Source organism: Caballeronia grimmiae (assembly GCF_000698555.1).
In the GTDB taxonomy this organism is placed as follows: domain Bacteria; phylum Pseudomonadota; class Gammaproteobacteria; order Burkholderiales; family Burkholderiaceae; genus Caballeronia; species Caballeronia grimmiae.
Genome location: NZ_JFHE01000023.1, coordinates 44,667 through 61,217, shown reverse-complemented (window position 1 = coordinate 61,217; position 16,551 = coordinate 44,667). Strand labels below are relative to the sequence as shown.

The following is a 16,551-nucleotide window of genomic DNA, read 5'->3' as shown; positions in this document are numbered from 1 at the left end:
AGGGCAAAGCCGATTGACCCGACGTCGGAACGATCCTGTTTGCGGCGGCAGTCGCGCTCGAAGCGCGCGCCGCCACGCCTGAAAGAACTCAGGACAGGATCAATGTCGGAAGGTGAGGAGCGTGTCGACGCCATAGGCTTGCGCGAGACTGGCAAGCCCGGAGGGAAGGTTGACGATACCGAGCGCAGCGCCGCGCGAGGTGGCCGCACGCTGCCATGCGAGCAGCACGGCGAGCGCGGACGAATCGAACTGCCGCAGCGGCGCGCAATCGACTTCCGTCGCGCCGGCGGCGATGCGCGAAAGCCCCGCCTCGAGCGCGGACTTCGCGCTCTCGTGGGTCAGCGTCGCGGCCGTCTGAAAACGGCCGCCGGTGCCGGCTGAACTCACGACGAGGCCTTGCCGTTCGCGAGTTGCTGGTTACGCTGCGTCAGGAACTGCAGCAGACCGTCGACGCCGTGTTGCGAGATCTGCTCGCTGAACTGCTGCTGGTATGCCTGGATCAGCCATGCGCCGAGCACGTTGATGTCATACACGCGCCAGCCTTGCGGCGTCTTGTACAGGCGATAGTCCAGTTCGACCGGCGAGCCGTTGTTCATCACGACCGAGCGGACCACGACATCCGTATCTTCCGGCGATGCGCGGAACGGCTTGTACTGAATGGTCTGGTTGCGAACCTGGCCGAGCGCGCCCGAGTACGTGCGGATCAGCAGCATCTTGAACTGCTCGACGATTTGCTTCTGCTGTTCCGGCGTGGCCGTGTTCCAGTTGCGGCCCATCACGAGACGCGTCGTGCGCGTGAAGTCCGTGTACGGGAGGATCTTCTGGTTGACGAGTTCGGTGATGCGCTGAATGTTGCCCGACTGAAGTTGCGGGTCCGACTTGATCTGATCGAGAACCTGCTGCGTGACGGTCTTGATCATGCCGTCGGGCGAGTTGGAGTCCACGGTCTGCGCCGAGGCCGCGCCGCACAGCGCCATGAACATGGCGAACAAGGGAAGCAAAAAGAATTTTTTCATCGCAGTTCCTGCAAAAAGGTGGCTTGGGTTTGAGCGCGCTCACTCGACCGTAGTTCAGTGAACGCACCGCTCAAGCTGTAAAAAATGCTGTCAGTTGTGTTACCGCGCGTTAGCGTCGATAAGCCTAGCGCAAGCGGAACGAAGGAAAACCTGGCGGGGCACGCGGCGGGACATACTGATTGCCCGGCACCGTGGTGCTGCCCGTCGAACTGGCCGCGCCCGGCGCCGCAGCGGTATCCGAAGCAGGAGCCGCGCCCGACGCCGCCTCCGCCGCCGCAGGCGAAACCGCAGTCGCGGAAGCGCCAACCGCACCGACAGGACCGGCAGCACCAGCCGCGCCTTCCGGCTCCGCGTAGCTCGGCAGCGGCGCTTCGTCGTAGTCCGGCGGTGCGGTGTCGTTGTCCGCGCCCCTGCTCTCGCCGATCAGATACTGACGTCGCTGCAGATACGCGTTACGCACGAACGAGTATTTGTCGAGCGCGGCGTCCGCGAGCACGTCGGTCGCGCCAAGCAGGTTCGCACGCACATTGACGAGGTTCACGCCGTACAGCGCCCAGCTCACCGAATCCGGACTGACGTAGCTCAGCGGATTGCCGAAATAGTCGACGACGAGCCCGCTGGTGTCGCGCACGGTGCTCGGCCCGAGCAGCGGCAGCACGACGTATGGTCCGGGCGGCACGCCGTAATGGCCGAGCGTGAGGCCGAAGTCGCCAGCATGCTTAGGCAGCTTCGCGACGGTGGCGACGTCGAACAGGCCGCCGACACCGAATACCGTGTTGATCGCGACGCGCATGATGTCCGACACGCCATCCGCGATCTTCAGTTGCAGCAGATTGTTCGCCGCGATGTAGACGTCGCCGATATTCGAGAAGAAATTCGTGACGCTGTTGCGCACCGGCTCCGGAACGGCCCACACGTATGCCTTCGCAACCGGTTTCAACGCGACCTGATCGACCTTGTCGTTGATCGTGAACATCGTGCGGTTGTAGCTTTCGAACGGATCGCCCTTGGTCGGCGTCGTCACCGTTGCGCAGCCGGCAAGCGTCACCACCGCCGCCGAGACAAGCACGCGCCGTAGCCCCATCGCGTACATACGATTCTCCTTATTGGGCGGCGTCCGACGCCGCCGGTGCGGGCGCTGCGCCCATCGCGCTTGCGGCTCCGGGGAACGCGGGCGCAGGGGCAGCAGGTGTCGCCGCTTTAGAGGCGCCCGAATCCGCAGCCTTGTTGTAGAGGAATTGACCGATCAGGTTTTCGAGCACGACTGCCGACTGAGTCATCGTGAGCGTGTCGCCATTCTTGAGCATCTGGTCGTCGCCGCCCGGCTCCAGGCCGATGTACTGCTCGCCGAGCAGGCCGGAGGTCAGGATCTTCGCGGACGAGTCCTTCGGAAACTGATACTGCTTGTCGATATCGATGGTCACGACCGCCTGGTACGTATTCCCGTCGAAGCCGATCGAGCCGACGCGCCCGACCGTCACGCCCGCGCTCTTCACGGGCGCGCGCGGCTTGAGTCCGCCGATGTTGTCGAACTTGAGCCGCACCGCATAGGTTTGCTGGAACGACAGGGAACTCATGTTGCCCGCCTTCAGCGCGAGGAACAGCAGCGCCACGAAACCGAGCACCACGAAGAGGCCGACCCAAAAGTCGAGAGCAGTCTTTTTCATCGTCTTTCCAAAGAGAATCTTGTCGCGGAACGCGCGTGATGGTCTGTGCCCCTCACAACGCCCACGTCCTGACGGACGGCCGCGCCGGGTCCATCAACTGAACATCAACGCGGTCAGCAGGAAATCGAGGCCGAGCACCGCGAGCGACGCATACACGACCGTCTTGGTCGTCGCGCGGGAGACGCCTTCGGGCGTCGGCCGGGCTTCGTAGCCCTGGAACAACGCGATGAACGTCACCGCGAAACCGAACACGACGCTTTTCACGACGCCGTTGCCCACGTCGCGCCAGACGTCCACGCCGCCTTGCATCTGCGACCAGAACGCGCCCGCATCCACGCCGATCAGCAACACGCCGACCACGTAACCGCCGATCACGCCGACCGCGCTGAAAATGGCCGCAAGCACCGGCATGGCGATGATGCCCGCCCACATGCGCGGCGCGACCACCACTTTCATGGGATCGACGGCCATCATTTCCATCGCCGTGAGTTGTTCGCCCGCTTTCATCAAGCCGATTTCAGCCGTCAGCGACGTGCCCGCGCGCCCCGCGAACAGCAGCGCGGTGACGACCGGCCCGAGCTCGCGTACGAGCGACAGCGCGACGAGCAGCCCGAGCGCCTGCTCCGAGCCATAGCGATTGAGCGTGTAATAGCCCTGCAGCCCGAGCACGAAGCCGACGAACAGGCCCGACACCGCGATGATCACCAGCGAATAATTGCCGACGAAGTGGATCTGCTTCGTGACAAGGCGCGGACGGCGCAGCAGCGGGAAGAATTCGAGCACGAGGCGCGCGAGCATGCGCGTCGCGTAACCGGCGGTGCCGAAGCCGTCGAGCACCCAGCGTCCGAGTGCGCTGATCATGCCTTGCCTCCGATGCCGAAATCCGCGGCGAGCGGCTGGCTCGCGTAGTGGAACTTGAAAGGACCGTCCGGCGTGCCGTCGATGAACTGACGCACCGTCGGGTCTTGCGACGCGCGCAGTTGGGCCGGCGTGCCTTCCGCGTGAATCCCGCCATTGGCGATGAAGTACACGTAGTCCGCGATGGCGAACGATTCGGGCACGTCGTGCGTAACAAGGATGGAGGTCGCGCCGAGCGCGTCGTTGATCGTGCGGATCAGCTTCGCGGTGATGCCAAGCGAGATGGGATCGAGACCGGCGAACGGCTCGTCGTACATCATCAGTTCGGGGTCGAGCGCGATGGCGCGGGCAAGCGCCACGCGACGCGCCATGCCGCCCGAGATTTCCGACGGCGCAAGCGCGCGCGCGCCGCGCAAGCCAACCGCGTTCAGCTTCATCAGCACGAGATCGCGGATGAGCTCTTCCGGCAGATCGGTATGCTCGCGCAGCGGGAACGCAACGTTCTCGAACACGGTCTGGTCCGTGAAGAGCGCGCCGAACTGGAACAGCATGCCCATCTTGCGGCGCAGCGCGTAGAGGCCGTCACGCGTTTGCGCGCCGACGTCCTGGCCGCCGTACAGCACCTGGCCACGGCTCGCCTTGACGAGACCGCCGACCAGCCGCAGCGTCGTGGTCTTTCCGCAGCCGGAGCCGCCCATGACCGCGACCACCTGACCACGCGGGAATCGCATGTTCAGGTTGGACAGGACGAGCCGGTCGCCGTAACCGAAGTCGACGTCGCGAAGCTCTAGCAGAGTCTCTGAAGAGGCTGGCACTGGGTAAGAAGTTCCGTTGACGCAAAACGCCGCATTATAGGGCCTGCGTGCAATCGGTGCTTCGCCCTAGGCTGCCAGAACTTGCTTTTTCAGAACTGTCAGCATTGACCTGCAAACTTCTGTTGCAACGACGAGACTGCCGCAGCCGTGTCCGGCGCTTCCGTGACAGCACGCACGACCGCCGCGCTGCCGACGCCCGTCGCGAGCACGTCGGCCATCACGTTGCCGTCGATACCGCCGATCGCGACCAGCGGCACGCGGCCACCGAGCAACTGCACGTAGCGGCGAAGACGCGCGAGGCCCTGGGGTTTCGTCGGCATGACTTTGGTCGTCGTCGGGAAGACTGCCCCCAGCGCGAGATAGCTCGGCTGGAAATGCAGCGCGCGCAGCAACTCGTAATAGCCGTGCGTCGACAGCCCGAGCCGCAGTCCTGCCCGCGCGATTGCGTGCAGATCGGCGGTCTGCACGTCTTCCTGGCCGAGGTGGACGCCGTACGCGCCGGCCGCGATCGCCGCGCGCCAGTGATCGTTGATGAAAAGCCGCGCCTGATGCCGCCGCCCCGCTGCGACCGACCGCTCGATCTCGCGCTCGAGGTCGTCGGCGTCGTTGCTCTTGCGGCGCAACTGCGCGGTGACGACGCCGAGGTCGAGCACGCGCTCCGTCCATTCGGCGCTCGGCAGCACCGGATACAAACCCAACTTGTCGGGGCACGACGGAAAGCCCGGTTCCGGCGCGGGCGGCAGATCGCCGACGCGCGGAAAGGTCGCGTAATCGACGGGCCATGCATCTTCCTTCGCCTCGTCGCCGCTGCGCCAGGCGAGTGCGAGCACGAGCGCGTCGTGCGGCTCGAAGTTGCAGTCCAGAAACGCAGCAAGCGCCGCGAGCCAGTCGTCGGACCGCGAGCCTTCCAGCACGAAGCGGTCGCCGGCGCGCGTGAGCGTCACGCGTTCGCCCTGCGCTTCCACGACTGCCGCGCCGCCTGCTTCGATCGATTCGACGTCGATGTCGTGCGCTTCGGTGAACACGACCAGATCCTGCGCGCCCGGCGATTCGGGCGGCGTCAGGCAGATGCGCCAGCGCGTCGAGGCGGCGGGCCAGTCGCCCAGTCGCGCACGGATGCGCTCCGCCACTTCGATGAGTTCGTCGGCCGGCGGCCAGAACACTTCGCGTCCGAGCAGGCTCATGCCGCACCTCCGTCCTGATGCCAGAACGGCATGCCGACGACCGGCGTGCTCGCCTGCGCGCTGTCGCGCTCCGCCATCGGTCCGGCGAGGAACGCCGTGCGTCCTGCCTCGACGCCCAGCGCGAATGCGCGCGCCATCTGCGGCGGAAAAGTCGCTTGCGAAACCGCCGTGTTCAGCAGCACGCCGTCGAAGCCCCACTCCATCACCTGACACGCATGCGACGGCACGCCCAGACCGGCATCGACGATCAGCGGCACGTCCGGCAAGCGCTCGCGCAATGTGCGCAAGCCATACGGATTCGTCACGCCCTTGCCCGTGCCGATGGGCGCGCCCCACGGCATCAACGCTTCGCAGCCGGCATCGAGCAGACGGCGGCCGATCACGAGGTCTTCGGTGCAGTAAGGCAGCACCTTGAAGCCGTCGCGCACGAGCTTCGCTGCGGCTTCGACGAGGCCGATCGGATCGGGCTGCAGCGTGTAGTCGTCGCCGATCAGTTCGAGCTTGATCCACGGTGTATCGAACACTTCGCGCGCCATGTAAGCGGTGGTCAGCACTTCGTCCACGCTCTGACAGCCTGCGGTGTTCGGCAGGAGCGCGACGCCGTGGCGCTTGAGCACGTCGAAAAAGCCGGCCTCGCCGGTCTCCGATTGCCGGCGCAGCGCGACGGTCACCATGCCGGGACGCGCGGCGTCGATGGAATCCGATAGCGACTGCAGCGACGGATAGCGCGACGTTCCGAGCAGCACGCGGCTCGGAAACGACTGGCCGTAGAGCGTCAGGGCATCGGCGGCGGGATGTGTGGTCATGATCGTCCTCGGTAGTGGACTCAGCCGCCCGCGACGGGCGAAACGATATCGAGCTTGTCGCCCGTGTTGAGCGTCTTCGTGCCGTGTTCGCCGCGCGCGACGAACTGGCCGTTCAGCGCGACGGCGAACGGCGGCTTCGCGCCGAAGGCGGCGAGCGCGTCGGTGACGGTCGCCGTGTCGGGTAACGTGAACTCGCGCTGATTGATGTGGATGTTCATGCTTTGTCTCTGATGTCGGTCACGCGGTCATGCGGTCGCCGTCTCGAATGCGCCGTGCAGCAGTTCGGACCATCGTGCGTGGCGGCGGAAGTCGTCGAAGGAAGCGGCGTCGCGCACGGTTCCGCCGGCGAGCGCATCCGCGAGCGCGCACGCGGAATCCGCGACTTCGGGCGCGATCATGAAGCCATGCCGGTACAGCCCGTTCACGCGCATGATCCGCGCCCCATCCCAGACGATGGCCGGACGATGATCCGGCAGCGTCGGCCGGCATTGCGAATTGAGTTCGAGGATGCGCGCCTCGCCGAATCCGGGATGCACCGCGAAGGCCGCGCTCAGCAGTTCCAGCGCCGATCTCACGCTGACGGGCGACATGTCCTCGCCTTCGACTTCGGTCGCGCCGATCACATAGAGGTCGTTCTGTTTCGGCGCGATATAGAGCGGATAGCGCGGATGCAGCAGCCGCACTGGCCGTGTAAGACCGATGCCCGGCGCATGGACACGCGCCACTTCGCCGCGGATGCCGCGCAGCGCGGGCCACGCGGGCTTGCCGCCGAGTCCACGGCAATCGATGATCCATCGCGCATCGGGCAATGCATCGACGGGCGTGTTCCAGTGCGTCTGCACGCCGCGCGCCGCCAGCCCCGCCGCGAGCGCCTTGAGCGCCTGGCGGTTGTCGAGCTGGCCTTCGTGCGGCAGCAGCCAGCCTTGCGCGAAACGCGAGCCGAGCGCGGGTTCCGCCTGCGTGAGCTGCGCGCCGGCGAGCTTCAGGAAACCGCCATCGAGCAAGGCGGCGGGCGCATTCGCGCGCAACCGCCGCTCGAAAAGCGGCGCTTCCGCGCGATCCGCGCCATGCCAGACGACGAGCGTGCCGTTGCGCTGGAAGAAGACCGCCTCGGGCAGCGCGGCGAGCAGATCCGGCCACCGCGCGAGCGACGCCGCGCCGAGTTCGACGACCAGCGGCTCGGCGCTCGTCGCTTCGGCGAGCGGCGCGAGCATCGCGGCGGCGACCCACGCCGCCGACTGCGCGCCCGATTCGTCGCCGCGCTCGTACAGCGCGACGCCGTGTCCCGCGCCCGCGAGTTGCCACGCGACGAGCCGCCCGACGAGCCCGCCGCCGATCACGGCGAAGTCGGGCTTTGCGGCGGTCTGATCGATGCTAATCACTTTCCGATGTCTCCTTTGGCGACGGGCGCGTCTTTGCACCGCAACAAGCGGCCATTGGCGAACCCACGCGAACAAGGACGAAACAGCGGAGAGACCGGCCCGGCGCGAGAAGGACGCACCGGACGGAAAGGAAGACTGGAAGAACCTGGAGGAAAGGCGCAGGTGTCGCGCGTTCTCCGGAAACTTCCCTCGCCGGTATTACCCGGATCGGGTGCAAAGGGTCTCTCTCAGCCTCGCCGCGCTCGATTCATTCGATACCGATCGCGCACAAAGCACCCCTGTTTCGCCAAAAGTCATTAGAGCATAAAAGCCGAAGCCGCTGCAAACCGGGAATGCCCGCGCGCGCTCGCCGCGTTGATCGTCCACTGCCTCACTCTGGCACAATGCCCCGAACGCGGTTCATCGAACGATCGCACCGTATTAAGCGGCAGTTAAGGGAACGTCCCAACAATCTGCGAGGCTGGAAGCGGCTGCGCGCGACATCGCCGCATACCCGATCCCGCAGCGACACGTGTCAACCCGCCGGCAAGCCGGCGCACAAGCAGAAAGGTCATGGCCAACTCAAATCCCGAAAACACGCAGCAGAAGGCGGACGAAGTCTCGGCGTGGAGCCTCATCAAACCGTACTGGATATCCGAGGAACGAGGCGTCGCGTGGGGGCTGCTCGTCGCGATCATCGCGATCAACATGACCGTCGTGTGGATCAACGTGCGGCTCAACAGCTGGAACGCGGACTTCTACAACGCGCTGCAGAACAAGAACGTCCGCGACTTCCCGCATTTGTTGCTCATCTTTACCGGTCTCGCGTTCGCCTACATTCTGCTCGCGGTCTACGGGCGATATCTGCGTCAGATGCTCGCTTTCCGCTGGCGGCAATGGCTCACGAACCGGTTTCTCGAGCAATGGCTTGGCGACCGCGCGTTCTATCGAATCGAGCGCGACCGCCTCGCCGACAACCCCGACCAGCGTATCAGCGACGACCTGCAGTCCTTCGCGACGACCACGCTCACGCTGTCGCTCGATCTGCTTTCGACGCTCGTCACACTCGTCACCTTCATCACGATTCTCTGGACCATCGCTGGCGCGCTGACGCTCACGCTCGGCGGCACGCCGATCGTCATTCCGGGCTACATGGTCTGGGCCGCCGCGCTCTACGCGATTATCGGCTCGCTGATCATTCAGAAGGTCGGGCATCCGCTGGTGTCGATCAACTATCAGCAGCAGAAGGTGGAAGCGGACTTCCGTTTCGGGCTGATTCGCGTGCGCGAGAACGCCGAGCAGATCGCGTTCTATGACGGCATCGCCACCGAAACCGCGAACGCGAAGAGCATCTTCCAGCGCATCCGCGATAACTGGTGGCTCATCATGAAGTACACGAAGCGCATGACCTTCGTGCTGAGCTTCTACGGTCAGATCGCGATCATTTTCCCGATCATGGTGGCCGCGCCGCGCTACTTCGCGGGCGCGTTTTCCTTCGGCGTGCTGATGCAGATATCGTCGGCGTTCGGCACGGTCAGCGATTCGTTTTCGTGGTTTATCAACAGTTACTCGACGCTGGTCGAATGGCGCGCGACTGTCAACCGTCTGCGCGAATTCAAGCGCGTGATGCGCTCGACGCATATCCGCGAAGAGACGTCGCCCGCGACGGAGCACGGCGGCATCAACCTGCATTACACGAGCACGGACTCGCTGACGACGACCGGCTTGCTGCTCGCGTTGCCGAACGGCACGCCGCTGTCGCGTGTGGCGGATGTATCGGTCGAGCCGGGATCGCGATGGCTCGTCGTGGGGCCGTCGGGATCGGGCAAGAGCACGTTGATGCGCGCGCTCGCCGGCTTGTGGCCGTTCGGCGACGGCACGATCGAAGCGCCGGTCGACGCGAAGATGATGTTCATCCCGCAGCAAAGCTATCTGCCGATCGGCACGTTGCGCGCGGCGCTGTCGTATCCGTCGCCGGGCGGCACGTTCACCGACGAGGAATCGCGCGAAGTGCTGCGCGCGTGCAATCTGGAGGCGTACGGGGATCGGCTGGAGGAGAGCGGACACTGGGCGCGAAGTTTGTCGCCGGGGGAACAGCAACGGCTCGCCGCGGCGCGCGTGCTGCTGCACAAGCCGGACTTCGTGTTCCTCGACGAAGCCACGAGCGCGCTCGATGCGGACAACGAACTGCATATCTACAACACGCTCGTCGATCGGCTGCCGAAGGCGGCTATTCTGAGCGTCGCGCACCGGGAATCGGTGGCGCTGTTTCATGATTACCGGATCGAGATCGAGCGGGCGATGGTGGAGGCTTGAGCCTCGGAAACCGGTGACGCAAAGCACAAAGGCCACGCAATCGCGTGGCCTTTCCGTTTCAACTGAGGCTGCCGCTAACCCTTACCGCGGCAACTCACTGCTCCCCATCAAATAAGCATCGACCGACCGCGCGCACTGGCGTCCTTCCCGGATCGCCCACACGACGAGCGACTGACCGCGACGCATATCGCCCGCCGTGAACACCTTGTCCGCCGACGTGCAATACGCCTTGTCGCCTTCCGTCGATGCACGCACGTTGCCGCGCGCATCCTTGTCGACGCCGAACGCTTCCAGCACCGGCGACAGCGGCTGCGTGAACCCCATCGCGAGCAGCACCAGGTCGGCCTTCATTTCGAACTCGGAGCCGGGCACTTCCTGCATCTTCCCGTTCTTCCACTCGACGCGCGCCGCGATCAGCTTCTCGACCTTGCCGTTCTTGCCTTCGAAGCGCTTCGTCGCCACCGACCAGTCGCGCTCGCAACCCTCTTCGTGCGACGACGATGTGCGCAGCTTGATCGGCCAGTACGGCCACACGAGCGGCTTGTTCTCTTCCTCGGGCGGTTGCGCAAGCAATTCGAACTGCGTCACGCCCTTCGCGCCATGACGATTCGACGTACCGACACAGTCCGAACCCGTATCGCCGCCGCCGATCACGACGACATGCTTGCCCTTCGCGACCAGCTGATCGACGACCTTGTCGCCCGCGTTGACCTTGTTCTGCTGCGGCAGAAATTCCATCGCGAAGTGGATGCCTTCAAGCTCGCGCCCCGGCACCGGCAGATCGCGCGGCGTTTCGGAGCCGCCCGCGATCACCACGGCATCGAACTGTTCCTTCAGTTCGTCCGGCGTGATGCTTTCCTTCGCCGTATTACCGATGTGCGCCGGCAGCGGGTCCTTGCCGACGAACACGTTCGTGCGGAACGACACGCCTTCCGCTTCCATCTGGCGCATGCGACGGTCGATCAGCCACTTCTCCAGCTTGAAGTCGGGAATGCCATAGCGCAGCAATCCGCCGATGCGATCGTTCTTCTCGAACACGACGACGTCATGTCCGGCGCGCGCCAGTTGTTGCGCGACCGCCAGGCCCGCAGGACCGGAACCGACGACGGCCACTTTCTTGCCCGTCTTGTGCTTCGGCGGCTGCGGCGCGACCCAGCCTTCTTCCCACGCCTTGTCGATGATCTTCCGTTCGATCGACTTGATGCCGACCGGATCTTCGTTGATGCCGAGCGTGCACGCCGCCTCGCACGGCGCCGGGCAAATGCGGCCCGTGAACTCGGGGAAATTGTTGGTCGAATGCAGCACTTCGATCGCGGTCTTCCAGTCTTGCCGGAAGACGAGATCGTTGAAGTCGGGAATGATGTTGTTGACCGGACAGCCGTTGTTGCAGAACGGAATGCCACAGTCCATGCAGCGCGCGCCCTGCACCTTGGCGTCGTCATCGGTCAGTGCGGCGACGAATTCCTTGTAATGCTTGACGCGGGTCAGCGGTGCTTCGTATGCCTCATGGCGGCGTTCGAACTCGAGAAAACCGGTTGCCTTGCCCATTTCTTTCTCTGTATTTGGTGAGGATCGCGCTCTCCGATGCCGCGCATCGGAGAGCCATGCTTTTATTTGTTTCGGACTTCAGGCCGCCAGGGCTTCCTTCGCCTTCTTCGCGCCGAGTTCACCGAGCGCGCGCTTGTATTCGGTCGGGAAGACCTTCACGAACTGACGGCGCGACGCATCCCAGTTCTCGAGCAGCGCCTTCGCGCGCGGCGATCCGGTGAACTGGAAGTGACGCTCGACGAGACCCTTGAGCAGCGCTTCGTCGGTCTGGCCGCTGTGCCACAGCGCGCGATCCACCGTGCGTTCCTGTTCGGCCTGCTGCAGGACCGGATCGAGCGCGACCATCGACTTGTTGCACTTGGCGGCGAACGTGCCGTCCGGGTCGTACACGAACGCGATACCGCCCGACATCCCCGCCGCGAAGTTGCGGCCCGTCTCGCCGAGCACGACGACCGTGCCGCCCGTCATGTATTCGCAGCCGTGATCGCCCGTGCCTTCGACGACCGCCGTCGCGCCTGAATTGCGCACGCAGAAGCGCTCGCCCGCGACGCCGCGGAAGTACGATTCACCTTCGATCGCGCCGTACATCACCGTGTTGCCGCAGATGATGTTTTCCTCGGACTTGCCGCGGAAGTCGTTGGTCGGGCGAATGATGATGCGCCCGCCCGACAGGCCCTTGCCGACGTAGTCGTTGCCGTCGCCGACGAGATCGAGCGTCACGCCCTTCGCCAGGAACGCGCCGAAGCTCTGGCCCGCCGTACCCTTCAGCTGAATGTGGATGGTGTCGTCGGGCAGGCCGTCGTGGCCGTACTTCTTGGCGATCAGGCCGGACAGCATCGCGCCGACCGTGCGGTTCACGTTGCGCACCGGCTGGATGAACGAGACATGCTCGCCCTTCTCGATCGCCGCCTTCGACTTCTCGATCAGCACGTGATCGAGCGCCTTGTCGAGACCGTGGTCCTGCACATCCTCATGCTTGCGCGCGACCTCGCTCGCCACCGGCACCTGATAGAAGATGCGCGAGAAGTCGAGACCCTTCGCCTTCCAGTGCTCGACGCCCTTCTTCGTGTCGAGCAGATCGACGCGGCCAATCAGGTCGTCGAACTTGCGCAGGCCCAGTTGCGCCATGATTTCGCGCACTTCTTCCGCAACGAAGAAGAAGTAGTTGACGACATGCTCCGGCTGGCCGGTGAACTTCGCGCGCAGCACGGGGTCTTGCGTCGCGACGCCGACCGGGCAGGTGTTCAGATGGCACTTGCGCATCATGATGCAGCCTTCGACGACGAGCGGCGCCGTCGCGAAGCCGAATTCGTCGGCGCCGAGCAGTGCGCCGATCACGACGTCGCGGCCGGTCTTCATCTGGCCGTCGGCCTGCACGCGGATGCGGCCGCGCAGGCGGTTCAGCACCAGCGTCTGCTGCGTTTCGGCAAGACCGAGTTCCCACGGCGTGCCCGCGTGCTTGAGCGACGACAGTGGCGACGCGCCCGTGCCGCCGTCATGGCCCGCGATCACGACGTGGTCCGCCTTCGCCTTCGCGACCCCCGCCGCGACGGTGCCGACGCCCACTTCCGACACTAGCTTCACCGAAATGCTCGATGACGCGTTCACGTTCTTGAGATCGTGAATGAGCTGCGCGAGGTCTTCGATCGAATAGATGTCGTGGTGCGGCGGCGGCGAGATGAGACCCACGCCGGGCACCGAATAACGCAGCTTGCCGATGTAGTCCGACACCTTGTGGCCCGGCAACTGGCCGCCCTCGCCGGGCTTCGCGCCCTGCGCCATCTTGATCTGGATCTGGTCCGCCGACGACAGATACTCCGCCGTCACGCCGAAGCGTCCCGATGCGACCTGCTTGATCTTCGAGCGCAGCGAATCGCCGTCCTTCAACGGAATGTCGGCGATGACTTCCTTGCCGATGATCGATTGCAGCGTGTCGCCGTTCTTGATCGGAATGCCGCGCAGTTCGTTGCGATAACGCGTTTCGTCCTCGCCGCCTTCGCCGGTGTTCGACTTGCCGCCGATACGGTTCATCGCGACAGCCAGCGTGGCGTGCGCTTCGGTGCTGATCGAGCCGAGCGACATCGCGCCCGTCGCGAAGCGCTTGACGATGTCCTTCGCCGACTCGACTTCATCGAGCGGAATGGCCTTCTGCGGATCGAGCTTGAATTCGAACAGGCCGCGGAACGTCATGTGACGCTTCGTCTGGTCGTTGATCAGATGCGCGTATTCCTTGTACGTCTGATACGAGTTGCTGCGCGCCGAGTGCTGCAGCTTGGCGATCGCATCCGGCGTCCACATGTGCTCTTCGCCGCGCACGCGGTACGCATACTCGCCGCCCGCGTCGAGCATGGTCGAGAGAACCGGGTTGTCGCCGAATGCATCGCGATGCAGGCGAATCGCTTCTTCCGCCACTTCGAAGATGCCGATGCCGCCGACCTTCGATGCCGTGCCCTTGAAGTACTTCTCCACGAGGTCCGACGACAGCCCGACCGCCTCGAAAATCTGCGCGCCGGTGTAGGACATGTACGTCGAAATGCCCATCTTCGACATGACCTTGTGCAGGCCCTTGCCGACCGCCTTCGTGAAGTTGTAGATCGCCTTGTCGGCCGACAGATCGCCCTTCAGCCCTTCGGCCATGTTGGCGAGCGTTTCCAGCGCGAGGTACGGATGAACGGCTTCCGCGCCATAGCCCGCGAGCAGCGCAAAGTGATGCGTCTCACGCGCGGAGCCCGTTTCGACAACGAGACCCGTGCTCGTGCGCAGGCCGTGCTGCACGAGATGCGTGTGAATTGCCGACGTGGCGAGCAGCGCCGGAATCGCGACGTTGTCGCGGTCCATCTTGCGGTCCGACACGATCAGGATGTTGTAGCCGGACTTCACGGCGTCGACAGCTTCGGCGCACAGCGACGCGATGCGCGCTTCCACGCCTTCCTTGCCCCACGCCGCCGGATAGCAGATGCTCAGCTCGTACGAGCGGAACTTGCCGCCGGTGTACGTATCGATCGCGCGGATTTTCGCGATGTCCTTGAAGTCGAGCACCGGCTGCGACACTTCGAGGCGCATCGTCGGGTTGATGTTGATGGTGTCGAGCAGGTTCGGCTTCGGCCCGATGAACGAGACGAGCGACATCACCATATTTTCGCGGATCGGGTCGATCGGCGGGTTCGTCACTTGCGCGAACAGCTGCTTGAAGTAGTGATACAGCGTCTTGTTCTTGCTGGACATCACGGCGAGCGGCGAGTCGTTGCCCATCGAGCCGATCGCTTCCTCGCCCGCTTGCGCCATCGGCGCCATCAGGAACTTCACGTCTTCCTGCGTATAGCCGAACGCCTGCTGGCGGTCGAGCAGCGCAGCGGCCTCGCGGCGCTGCGTCTCGACGTCCTCGGCCTTCGGCTCGATTTCGTCGAGCTTGATGCGCACAGCGTCGATCCAGCTCTTGTACGGCTTCGCGTTCGCGAGGTTGTCCTTGAGCTCCTTGTCCTCGATGATGCGGCCCTGCTCCATGTCGATCAGGAACATCTTGCCCGGCTGCAGACGCCACTTCTTGACGATCTTCGATTCGGGAATCGGCAGCACGCCGGATTCCGACGCGAGGATCACGAGATCGTCGTCGGTCACGATGTAACGCGCCGGGCGCAGGCCGTTGCGGTCGAGCGTCGCGCCGATCTGGCGGCCGTCCGTGAACGCGATGGCGGCGGGGCCGTCCCACGGCTCCATCATCGCGGCGTGATATTCGTAGAAGGCGCGGCGGTTCTCGTCCATCAGCGTGTGCTGTTCCCATGCCTCGGGAATCATCATCATCATCGCGTGGACGAGCGGGTAGCCGGCCATCACCAGCAGTTCGAGACAGTTGTCGAACGATGCCGTGTCCGACTGGCCCGGATAGATCAACGGCCAGAGCTTCGGCAAATCGTCGCCGAGCACGTAGGACGCGATCGCGCCGGTGCGGGCGTTCAGCCAGTTGACGTTGCCCTTTACGGTGTTGATTTCACCGTTGTGGGCGATCATGCGATACGGGTGCGCGAGTTCCCACGCCGGGAACGTGTTGGTCGAGAAGCGCTGATGCACGAGCGCCAGCGCCGACACGACGCGCTCGTCCTGCAAATCGCGGTAATACACGCCGACCTGGCCGGCCAGCAGCAGGCCCTTGTAGACGACCGTGCGCGACGACATCGACGGCACGAAATATTCCTTGCCGTGCTTGAGCTTGAGCGCCTGGATGCGATGACTCGCCGTCTTGCGAATGATGTACAGCTTGCGCTCGAGCGCATCCGTCACGACGATGTCCTTGCCGCGGCCGATGAAGATCATGCGGATCAGCGGCTCGCTCGCCTTCACGGCGGGGGAAATCGGCATGTTGCCGTCGACGGGCACGTCGCGCCAGCCGAGCACGACCTGGCCTTCGGCCTTCACCGTGCGTTCCAGTTCCTGCTCGCACGCGAGACGCGACGCGTGTTCCTTCGGCAGGAAAATCATGCCGACGCCGTATTCGCCAGCCGGCGGCAGCGTCACGCCCTGCTTGGCCATCTCCTCGCGATAGAAGCCGTCCGGCACCTGAATCAGGATGCCGGCGCCGTCGCCCATCAGCGGGTCCGCGCCGACTGCGCCACGGTGATCGAGATTCTCCAGAATCTTGAGACCCTGCTGAATGATCTCGTGGCTTTTCTTGCCCTTGATATGGGCGACGAAGCCGACGCCGCAAGCGTCATGTTCGTTCGCAGGGTCGTACATGCCCTGCGCGGCGGGAAGCGAACCGGCTGCCGGCTGCTGATGATCGTTCATGGGGACACCGTCTCTACTGTGAGGGGCCGACTCGGCCGTTGAATCGTTTTCTTGTTGCCCGCGCCGATTCTCTGATCGCGTACCGCGAGGCGACCTGCTTTGACGCACTGCACCGCAAAACCGCCGGAAATCGAAATATACGCGACGAATCAAAGCGCTGGCAAATAAAACGTGATGTTCTGACACCTATTATCGTTA

13 protein-coding genes and 1 riboswitch are annotated in these 16,551 nt (G+C 64.4%); of the genes, 1 reads left to right on the top strand and 12 read right to left on the bottom strand.

What is annotated here, in order from left to right; translation table 11 throughout:
• Positions 1-99: 99 nt before the first annotated feature.
• The 10 genes from BG57_RS20765 to BG57_RS20720 form a co-directional block, all read right to left on the bottom strand.
• A complete protein-coding gene (locus tag BG57_RS20765; RefSeq protein ID WP_035967672.1) occupies positions 100-387 on the bottom strand; it encodes an STAS domain-containing protein in 288 nt (95 codons plus the stop codon).
• On the bottom strand, positions 384-1,016 hold the full coding sequence (locus tag BG57_RS20760; protein ID WP_035967671.1) for an MlaC/ttg2D family ABC transporter substrate-binding protein: 633 nt from the start codon (positions 1,014-1,016) through the stop codon (positions 384-386). The genes BG57_RS20765 and BG57_RS20760 overlap by 4 nt, the downstream gene beginning before the upstream one ends.
• A gap of 124 nt (positions 1,017-1,140) precedes the next feature.
• Positions 1,141-2,109: an MlaA family lipoprotein gene (locus BG57_RS20755; protein WP_035967670.1), complete on the bottom strand. Its 969-nt coding sequence runs from the start codon at positions 2,107-2,109 to the stop codon at positions 1,141-1,143.
• Positions 2,110-2,119: 10 nt separating this feature from the next.
• Positions 2,120-2,683: an outer membrane lipid asymmetry maintenance protein MlaD gene (gene mlaD / locus BG57_RS20750; protein WP_035967669.1), complete on the bottom strand. Its 564-nt coding sequence runs from the start codon at positions 2,681-2,683 to the stop codon at positions 2,120-2,122.
• A gap of 93 nt (positions 2,684-2,776) precedes the next feature.
• Positions 2,777-3,544 carry a lipid asymmetry maintenance ABC transporter permease subunit MlaE gene (mlaE, locus tag BG57_RS20745; RefSeq protein WP_035967667.1) on the bottom strand — a complete coding sequence of 256 codons (768 nt, stop codon included), beginning with the start codon at positions 3,542-3,544 and terminating at the stop codon, positions 2,777-2,779.
• On the bottom strand, positions 3,541-4,356 hold the full coding sequence (locus BG57_RS20740) for an ABC transporter ATP-binding protein (RefSeq protein WP_035967666.1): 816 nt from the start codon (positions 4,354-4,356) through the stop codon (positions 3,541-3,543). The genes mlaE and BG57_RS20740 overlap by 4 nt, the downstream gene beginning before the upstream one ends.
• Positions 4,357-4,454: 98 nt before the next feature.
• Entirely contained in the window at positions 4,455-5,540 is a 1,086-nt protein-coding gene (gene thiE / locus BG57_RS31720) for a thiamine phosphate synthase (protein ID WP_075583174.1), read from the bottom strand.
• The gene (locus BG57_RS20730) at positions 5,537-6,346 is read right to left on the bottom strand and encodes a thiazole synthase (protein WP_035967663.1); all 810 of its coding nucleotides are present in this window, start codon (positions 6,344-6,346) and stop codon (positions 5,537-5,539) included. The genes thiE and BG57_RS20730 overlap by 4 nt, the downstream gene beginning before the upstream one ends.
• Before the next feature lie 20 nt (positions 6,347-6,366).
• Complete coding sequence (gene thiS / locus BG57_RS20725) at positions 6,367-6,564, bottom strand: sulfur carrier protein ThiS (protein ID WP_035967662.1); 198 nt, start codon at positions 6,562-6,564, stop codon at positions 6,367-6,369.
• Positions 6,565-6,591: 27 nt separating this feature from the next.
• Positions 6,592-7,728, bottom strand: a complete 1,137-nt coding sequence (locus BG57_RS20720; protein WP_152562651.1) for an FAD-dependent oxidoreductase — start codon at positions 7,726-7,728, stop codon at positions 6,592-6,594.
• A 167-nt stretch (positions 7,729-7,895) separates the two neighbouring features.
• Positions 7,896-8,018: riboswitch (TPP riboswitch) on the bottom strand.
• A 262-nt stretch (positions 8,019-8,280) separates the two neighbouring features.
• On the opposite strand from BG57_RS20720, the gene BG57_RS20715 reads away from it, so the two are divergent.
• The gene (locus BG57_RS20715) at positions 8,281-10,023 is read left to right on the top strand and encodes an ABC transporter ATP-binding protein/permease (RefSeq protein ID WP_035967661.1); all 1,743 of its coding nucleotides are present in this window, start codon (positions 8,281-8,283) and stop codon (positions 10,021-10,023) included.
• An 81-nt stretch (positions 10,024-10,104) separates the two neighbouring features.
• Here the strand turns inward: BG57_RS20715 and BG57_RS20710 are convergent, their stop codons facing one another.
• Together BG57_RS20710 and BG57_RS20705 are read right to left on the bottom strand one after the other, a co-directional pair.
• On the bottom strand, positions 10,105-11,571 hold the full coding sequence (locus BG57_RS20710) for a glutamate synthase subunit beta (protein WP_035967660.1): 1,467 nt from the start codon (positions 11,569-11,571) through the stop codon (positions 10,105-10,107).
• A 78-nt stretch (positions 11,572-11,649) separates the two neighbouring features.
• Positions 11,650-16,353, bottom strand: a complete 4,704-nt coding sequence (locus BG57_RS20705) for a glutamate synthase-related protein (protein ID WP_035967659.1) — start codon at positions 16,351-16,353, stop codon at positions 11,650-11,652.
• Positions 16,354-16,551: the final 198 nt, after the last annotated feature.

What these genes read in the sequence shown, in the direction of transcription:
- BG57_RS20760 (WP_035967671.1), bottom strand. Translation starts at nt 1,016, where the DNA reads ATGAAAAAATTCTTTTTGCTTCCCTTGTTCGCCATGTTCATGGCGCTG.
- BG57_RS20755 (WP_035967670.1), bottom strand. Translation starts at nt 2,109, where the DNA reads ATGTACGCGATGGGGCTACGGCGCGTGCTTGTCTCGGCGGCGGTGGTG.
- mlaD (WP_035967669.1), bottom strand. Translation starts at nt 2,683, where the DNA reads ATGAAAAAGACTGCTCTCGACTTTTGGGTCGGCCTCTTCGTGGTGCTC.
- mlaE (WP_035967667.1), bottom strand. Translation starts at nt 3,544, where the DNA reads ATGATCAGCGCACTCGGACGCTGGGTGCTCGACGGCTTCGGCACCGCC.
- thiE (WP_075583174.1), bottom strand. Translation starts at nt 5,540, where the DNA reads ATGAGCCTGCTCGGACGCGAAGTGTTCTGGCCGCCGGCCGACGAACTC.
- BG57_RS20730 (WP_035967663.1), bottom strand. Translation starts at nt 6,346, where the DNA reads ATGACCACACATCCCGCCGCCGATGCCCTGACGCTCTACGGCCAGTCG.
- thiS (WP_035967662.1), bottom strand. Translation starts at nt 6,564, where the DNA reads ATGAACATCCACATCAATCAGCGCGAGTTCACGTTACCCGACACGGCG.
- BG57_RS20715 (WP_035967661.1), top strand. Translation starts at nt 8,281, where the DNA reads ATGGCCAACTCAAATCCCGAAAACACGCAGCAGAAGGCGGACGAAGTC.
- BG57_RS20710 (WP_035967660.1), bottom strand. Translation starts at nt 11,571, where the DNA reads ATGGGCAAGGCAACCGGTTTTCTCGAGTTCGAACGCCGCCATGAGGCA.
- BG57_RS20705 (WP_035967659.1), bottom strand. Translation starts at nt 16,353, where the DNA reads ATGAACGATCATCAGCAGCCGGCAGCCGGTTCGCTTCCCGCCGCGCAG.